Origin of the sequence: Nostoc sp. DedVER02, from assembly GCF_034530675.2 — a bacterium.
In the GTDB taxonomy this organism is placed as follows: Bacteria; Cyanobacteriota; Cyanobacteriia; order Cyanobacteriales; family Nostocaceae; genus Nostoc.
Genome location: NZ_JAVRCP020000077.1, coordinates 1 through 5,057, shown reverse-complemented (window position 1 = coordinate 5,057; position 5,057 = coordinate 1). Strand labels below are relative to the sequence as shown.

Annotated in this window: 4 protein-coding genes, 1 tRNA gene, 1 rRNA gene and 1 pseudogene; 6 read left to right on the top strand and 1 reads right to left on the bottom strand. The window is 38.4% G+C overall.

The features are described from left to right. A 16S ribosomal RNA gene (locus tag RMZ41_RS31860) occupies nt 1-76 on the bottom strand; the annotation flags it as partial. A 684-nt stretch (nt 77-760) separates the two neighbouring features. Between RMZ41_RS31860 and rsmA the strand changes: the two genes are divergently transcribed. The 6 genes and pseudogenes from rsmA to RMZ41_RS31830 all read left to right on the top strand — a co-directional run. Continuing rightward, nucleotides 761-1,585, top strand: a complete 825-nt coding sequence (rsmA, locus tag RMZ41_RS31855; protein WP_322639546.1) for a 16S rRNA (adenine(1518)-N(6)/adenine(1519)-N(6))-dimethyltransferase RsmA — start codon at nt 761-763, stop codon at nt 1,583-1,585. 93 nt (nt 1,586-1,678) lie between these two features. After that, a complete protein-coding gene (gene ispE, locus RMZ41_RS31850) occupies nt 1,679-2,653 on the top strand; it encodes a 4-(cytidine 5'-diphospho)-2-C-methyl-D-erythritol kinase (RefSeq protein WP_322639545.1) in 975 nt (324 codons plus the stop codon). A gap of 78 nt (nt 2,654-2,731) precedes the next feature. After that, nucleotides 2,732-3,061, top strand: coding sequence for a DUF3082 domain-containing protein (locus RMZ41_RS31845; RefSeq protein ID WP_322639544.1), 330 nt, complete (start codon nt 2,732-2,734; stop codon nt 3,059-3,061). Between the two features lie 373 nt (nt 3,062-3,434). Next, the gene (locus tag RMZ41_RS31840; protein WP_322639543.1) at nt 3,435-4,037 is read left to right on the top strand and encodes a GerMN domain-containing protein; all 603 of its coding nucleotides are present in this window, start codon (nt 3,435-3,437) and stop codon (nt 4,035-4,037) included. Between the two features lie 181 nt (nt 4,038-4,218). Then, nucleotides 4,219-4,290 (top strand) — tRNA-Gly (locus RMZ41_RS31835). A gap of 407 nt (nt 4,291-4,697) precedes the next feature. Beyond that, nucleotides 4,698-4,982, top strand: a pseudogene (locus tag RMZ41_RS31830) (IS4 family transposase); the annotation flags it as partial. Between the last annotated feature and the right edge of the window lie 75 nt (nt 4,983-5,057).

Below are 5,057 nucleotides of genomic sequence, written 5' to 3'. Positions count from 1 at the left end.
GAAAGCACCGTTCGACTTGCATGTGTTAAGCATACCGCCAGCGTTCATCCTGAGCCAGGATCAAACTCTCCGTTTTGTTGTGTTTCGAGTTTGCGGCTCCGAAAAAAATATTTCCCGGAATCCTATTTACTAATTTCGATTAGATTTTGGGGAATCCCAAAAGTAAAATCTTTTGACGAGGATTGGTTTTTCTTAAGCTTTCAAAGTATTATATTTTTCAGGTTCAGCGGTGGTTGGCTTCTCTCGCTTTCCCACTTAACTAGAGTAACTAGTCATTCCCTAGTTTGTCAAGGGGTAAATTTATTTTTTTTCTAAAAGGGCAAATCGCTTGCCTGGCATTACTTTCAGAGGGATGGGTTGAGCAACCAGAGAAAGGTAATGATGAAGTAGCTGAACTTTACTATGTGAATATTGCACATGATGTAAATTAGTGTCTTCAAATTGAATTTGATGCAGGTTGAGCAATGATGGTAATCATGCTCGAAAAAGACAGGACGCAATCTTGCTGGAGGATATATCCTAACTTCAAATGCCCAAACTAATTAATTAAACTAACTATCTATACAATCTATAACAATAGATATAGCGTCTTTGGCTATGGGTGAGTGAAACACCAACACTACTTGTAGTGGTTGAGTATTTTTTTAGGAATTCCCTGATCTTAAGATCCGTTACAGTAAGTCTAGCAATGTAGATAAATTTCACAATTTATAATGAGTTTTTGAGAAAAAGCTAAAAACAGACTAGGCAAAAAATACAGATGATCCGACCGCGTAAGGTCTTTGCTCAACATTGGCTAAAAAGTGAAAAGGCGCTTGACACAATTATTCAAGCAGCAGAGTGTACAGAAAGCGATCGCGTCCTGGAAATTGGGCCCGGAACCGGCATTCTGACTCGTCGGTTATTGCCCTTAGTGGAATCTCTGATTGCAGTTGAAATAGACCGCGACTTGTGCCAACTGTTGTCAAAGCAGCTTGGTAAAACTGAAAATTTCCTATTGCTACAGGGTGATTTTCTCACCCTAGATTTACCATCTTATCTGGTAGCCTTTCCTAATTTTCAGCAGCCAAATAAAGTAGTAGCCAATATTCCTTACAACATTACAGGGCCAATCATTGAGAAACTACTGGGTACGATCGCTAACCCCAATCCCGAACCATTTGACTCTATAGTGTTGCTGGTACAAAAAGAAGTAGCAGAAAGGTTGTATGCTAAACCGGGGTCAAAAACCTTTGGCGCGTTGAGCGTGCGGGTACAGTATTTGGCTGAGTGTGAGTTAATTTGCACCGTTCCAGCAACTGCATTCCATCCACCGCCAAAAGTTGATTCAGCAGTTGTGCGATTGCACCCACGAAAAATAGAGATGCCAGCACTTAATCCCCGACAGTTAGAGACTTTTTTAAAGTTGGGGTTTGGTGCCAAGCGCAAAATGTTACGAAATAATTTGCAATCAGTTATAGAACGCGATCGCCTAAGCCAATTACTGGAACAATTAAAAATAAATCCTCAAGCCAGAGCCGAAGATATCAGCGTTCAGCAATGGGTAGTCCTAGCAAATGAGTTAGGAGCTAAAACTGAGGAGTGAGGAGTTAAGAGTGAATATGTAGATGATTGCTTTGATTCAAAACCTAAAATTCACCCATTCCCAACTATTAACCTATAACTTCTAGCCTTAAAAATGCGTTCCTACAGCCTTATTGCCCCTGCTAAAATCAATTTGTATTTGGAAATCATTGGCGATGCCTCTAGGGGACTACGCCAACACCCCGATGGTTATCATGAGTTAGCCATGATACTTCAAAGTATTGCACTTTCAGACCAAATCGATGTGCATTCCATCAGCACTGACACTATTCGCGTTCACTGCAATCATCCACAAGTACCGACTGATACAAGTAATCTGGCATACCGTGCAGCCGAATTAATGGTCAGGCAATTTCCCGAAGCCTTTGCTAAATATGGCGGTGTGGAAATTTCCATTAATAAGCAGATTCCTGTAGCAGCTGGGTTGGCTGGGGGTTCGACGAATGCAGCAGCTGTGTTGGTGGGGATAGATTTACTATGGAAGTTGGGATTAACTCAGTCAGAATTAGAGGAGTTAGGAGGTACGCTTGGTTCAGATGTACCATTTTGTGTAGCGGGTGGAACTGCGATCGCAACAGGTAGAGGCGATCAACTTTCTCCCCTGCCGAGTTTAGATAATATATATATAGTATTGGGAAAATACTGTAGTCTGGAAGTTTCCACACCTTGGGCATATAAAACCTATCGACAGCAGTTTGGTGATTCTTACATTAAAGATAGGGACAACTTAGCAGCGCGTGCTAGTGCAGTTCATTCAGGAGCAATAGTAAAAGCTATCTTGGATAAAGATACGAAAGAAATTGGCCAAAAACTGCACAATGATTTAGAGCGCGTGGTATTGCCAGCTTATCCCCAAGTCTTGCAACTGCGAGAAGTGTTTGCAAATCAAGAAGGCATTTTAGGAACAATGATGTCCGGTTCTGGGCCAACAGTATTTGCTCTTTTTGAGTCTCAACAGCAGGCAGAACTAGTTTTGCTGCAAGTCAGGAAAGCAATTGTTGATGAAGACTTAGAATTGTTTGTGACTCGAACAATTACACATGGTATTAAAGTGGCATCGTCTGCTTAAAGAATTCTTTTTAGTTTATGAAGCATAAGGGATAGACAAAAATTATTTTTAATAGCCCAACCCAAAATCTAAAATTGTATGAGTGACCAAAATTTAACGCCACAAACGGATACTAAAATACAGGCGGCAGCTAGTCCGTTACGCTGTTTAACTGGTGCAGTTATTTCTGGAGGAATGGGATATGCAATGTATTCGCTGATGATTGCGATCGCTACAAATTTTGCTGCTAAACCTCTTCATTCAATTAATCCATTGGTAATTAAGATTTCTTCTGCCGTTCGGACTCTGGTTGTTGGTGTAGTTGCTTTGGGGAGCGGAATATTTGGTATAGTAGCAATTGGTTTATTGGCTCTGGGAGTACAATTATTAATGCAGCAATTGACCAAGCAAAAAAGTAGTGAAAACTAGTAATCTACTTTTAATTAACAACCTAAAAGCGTTATTTTTTTAGCACACCACGGTTTTTAAGCAATTTTAGCCTCGCATTTCTAAAAAGCTGAATAAGTTGTTGCTGTTTTCTCTAAATTTTGGGAGAAAGCTCATAGTGTTTTTGTTGACTGTACTTCTACATCTTCTATTGAAGCTTTTTGGGAAGCGCTTGTCTTCAGAACATCGCTCCTTGAACAGCAGATGTTATTATTTTGTTACATAATATGGCTCTCAATTTTAACAAACTTCGGGTTGACACTTTATAGACTGGCTCTAAACTCACAAATTCATGCGGAATTAATACCAGTGACACTGAAGTTGATAGCAGCAACATCACTTGCAAGCAAAATTTATGAACATAACTAAGAAATATTTTTTACCCTTAATTTTTGTGACAATAGTTGTCAATCTCAGCAGTTGTAGTTCTAACCCTACTACTCGTAATATTGACAGTGCAAGGTCATCCCCTACAACACCGACAAATAGCTTATCGTCTCAGACTCCTAGCCAAATTCCTAGCGTAGCTCAGTTGAGAGAAAAAACTCCTAATCAAAAACCTCCTAAAGAAGATACGCCTTCCTCATCAACTTCTAAAGCTGTCACTAGCAAAACTACTAATGTCACACTCTACACAAGTGATACACAGTGTCAAAAATTTATTCCAGGAAAAGTTACAGTACCAGCCGAAGAACCAGTCACAAATGTAGTAAGTAAAATATTAGAAAAACGAGATACAAGCGATTTTAGCTTGTCTGGATATCGTGTCAATATCAAAAATGGTATTGCTACAGTTGATTTGCGAATATCTCCTGAGTCAAAGCGGCAAATAGCTTCTCTTTCTAGTTGTGAACAGTTTGCTTTGTTTGGCAGTCTCCGCAAAACCTTAACGAGTAATCCTCAATGGAATATTAAAGAAGTTCGCTTCACCGAACGAGGTGAGGACATTGTTCTTTAGTTAAATATGGTAACAAGTGCCGTTCTCAGCTAGCTAAAAAAAGATTCTTTAATCTGAGGTCACAAGAATAATACATTAGCAGTCATCAGCAGATGCCAAAACAGTGTATATCTAGCCAATTGAAAACAGTTGTAAAAGTTGTATAATATGTCTTATAGACAAACTGTGTAGACAGTGATTCGCGGGTGTAATTCAGTGGTAGAATGTCATCTTCCCATGGTGAACGTCGTGGGTTCGAGTCCCATCGCCCGCTTTAAAACTTATGTTGTACATTCGCACATTAAATGTCGCAATTCGCAAATTAATGTCGTTTAGGTTATTTTTTAGGTAAGTAAATTTAATTAATATCTAAGTTTTCGCAAATTAACGTCGCTATTAACGCACTAGTGTTGTCAAATTAGTTTTCACTACTGTTTTACACCTCTATGGGGAGAGCATCTTATTTTGAAATAAGCATATTTTATGAAGCTAGATGTGCCTAATTTTAAAGCCAAACTCAAAAAATCTACTTGCCAAAACGTAGTGTTGCTCTTGTTGTCTGACCATCAACATGATTTGTAAACCAATCCAAATCTGTATCTGTTCTATAATTAATAGGATATGGCATACAGCCCAGAAGTGTTGAATATTAAGAAAAATTCGGTAAAAATAGCCCAAAACATGGTAATTTTGGGCGAAGGCTTAAAATATATTAGTTTGATTGTAATTATAAATTCATTTCTCAAAATTGTCAAAGATATACTGAGAAAGCTGCCAAAAAATGATTATCCAGTATTGAACAGTCGTCTATTTTTTGAGTGCTGGCTATCATATACCCTGGATAACACTTTAACAAGTATGCAAAATTTATTATTTTAAAGATTAAATAACACAGGATTTGAAGTAGATATTTTTACTTTTTCAAAAGCAAATTTTCATTGGGCGCAAAAACCCTTTCAAGAGATACAGCACTTCCTGCTGCTATGAGGTACAGATACTTGGAATGCTATTAGTCAAGCTAGTAATTAAAAGTTTGTAGTA